The sequence below is a fragment of the Brachyspira sp. genome (genome assembly GCF_050873525.1).
Lineage (GTDB): Bacteria > Spirochaetota > Brachyspiria > Brachyspirales > Brachyspiraceae > Brachyspira.
Genome location: NZ_JBNMIZ010000319.1, coordinates 1 through 2,054 on the forward strand (window position 1 = coordinate 1; position 2,054 = coordinate 2,054).

At 34.5% G+C, this 2,054-nt stretch carries 2 protein-coding genes; both read right to left on the reverse strand.

Features of this window, described 5'->3' with window-relative positions; genetic code table 11:
* Positions 1–645 precede the first annotated feature (645 nt).
* A complete protein-coding gene (locus ACR0QS_RS12995; RefSeq protein ID WP_432633876.1) occupies positions 646–1,308 on the reverse strand; it encodes a DUF4405 domain-containing protein in 663 nt (220 codons plus the stop codon).
* Positions 1,309–1,362: 54 nt separating this feature from the next.
* A partial coding sequence (locus ACR0QS_RS13000) for a flavodoxin (RefSeq protein ID WP_432633877.1) occupies positions 1,363–2,054 on the reverse strand: 692 nt, incomplete at its 5' end.

A 2,054-nucleotide genomic window follows, 5' to 3' on the forward strand; every position in this document is an offset into this window, starting at 1 on the left:
GAATTTCATTAATTGTGGATTACTTCGGCATTTTCAATGCCTCGTTCCCTACGGGACGCCTTCGGCGAATGACTGATTAATTTGCATTGTGAACTTTTTTAATAATTCTGTCATTGCCGAGACTAGGCTAAAAGCCCACAGAGTGAAGTCCGCCTTTAGCGAGTGAAGGCGTGGCAATCCACAAAAAATAGATTGCTTCAGGCAAAGCCTTCGCAATGACTATGCAAAAAATAATTTATCATTACAAATAATGACAGTAAAAATTCTGTCATTGCGAGCTTTCGTAAGAAAGCGAAGCAATCCACTTTGTATAGAATTTCTTTAACTTTGGATTACTTCGCTATCGCTCGTAATGACGGTGCATTTTGTATGTCATTCGCCAAAGGCGTCCCGCACTCTGTGGGCTTTAGCCTAGGGAACGAGGGCAACGCCCAGCGACAAAGTCGGGCAGAGCCAAGTAATCTATTCTATTTGGATTGCTTCGTTTCACTCGCAATGACAATACTATTAACCGTCATTGCCGATAGGCACACAGAGTGTGCGAGCTTTCGTAAGAAAGCGAAGCAATCCACTAACTAATTTTTATTTAATTGTCATTGCGAGCGAGTGAAACAAGCGAAGCAATCCACTTTTGGAATAGCGCTTTTATTTAACTTTTCGTTTCTGCGATAATTTGGAAGTATAATAAGTAATAAACACAAAAGCGCCCATAATCGCCAAATAATCCAAAAAGAAAAATATAATCGGTTCTTCATAATCAAAAAAAGCGTAATCTATAAGAAGAAACATTTTTTGATATAATCCCCGTTTTATAAAAGAAAATATTCCGTAAATCGCAATCAATATTCCCAAAATATTTATCAATGTTTTTAAAATATTCGCTTTAATATTTCTTAATTTCATCATACCGATAAACATTCCCCAATGCATTCCTATATGAGCGGAAATAAAAACAAATCCCCAAGACGCCGAAAGCATATGAAGTCTGCGGTTAAACATTCCTCCGCCGTCCAAATTGAGAAAAAATAAAACTTTACGGGAAAACATTATTCCGCTTATCATTAAACCGAGCATGCAGATAAAAAGCATAGTATTTATAAAAGTATTTAGAAATCTATTAAAGCTATATTTTCCTTTGAATAGATTTTTATACCAGTTAAAATTTAGTATATGATGAGCTATAAAGAAAACGAATAAAGAAAATCCCAAATACTCATGAATAGTCTCTCCCGTCCAATGATAAGCGGTAAGTAAAAAGAATAATAAAGTCATTATTATATCTACCGAAATTTTTATTATCTTTTTCATTAATAGTATTCTCCCGTTTTTTATTTAATTTTATTTAATTAGAAAAATTAAAAATTAATAACTTAAACCTTTAACCCAGTTAATTATTCTGTTTCTTGAACTTCTCACTTCAGGACGATAAACTCCTATAGCGTCCAAAACTTTAATATTTGGAAGCGTCCTTCTTATATCTCTAACCGTCCTTGAAAGTCCGCCCGTTCCATGCGCGCAAAAAGGAATTATAGTTTTTCCCGAAAAATTATAACTTTCCAAAAATGTAAATACAGCCATAGGACAAGTATACCACCAATTTGGAAAACCTAAAAATATAACATCGTAATCGTTCATATTATTTACTCTGCCTACAAGTCGCGGACGTTCGTTATTGTCTCGCTCCTGTCTCGCTTTATTTAGGCATTCGTCATAATTGCTCGAATATTTATTTTCGGTTACTATGCTAAATAAATCTCCGCCCGTTTCCTCTTGAATCCATCTCGCTATCAAACCCGCATCGCCTGGAGGCAAAACGCTTGCCGAAGTCGTAGCGTTTATATCTACAGAAGAAGGATTAGCGACAAAAGTATTATCCGCCCAAGTGAAGTAAGCGATAAGAATTTTCTTTCCAGCGTTTTGAGTAAAAGCCAATTCTTCAATTTCTTCAATATTAGAATTTAAACTTTCTTCCGCTTCCAAAAATTTAATATCTCTTTCTTCATTATTATTTGAATTTGAACATGCAATTAAAAGTATTGAAAATATTATAAATA

Excerpts from the sequence above, each read along its gene's own strand:
- ACR0QS_RS12995 (WP_432633876.1), bottom strand. The coding sequence starts at position 1,308 with ATGAAAAAGATAATAAAAATTTCGGTAGATATAATAATGACTTTATTA.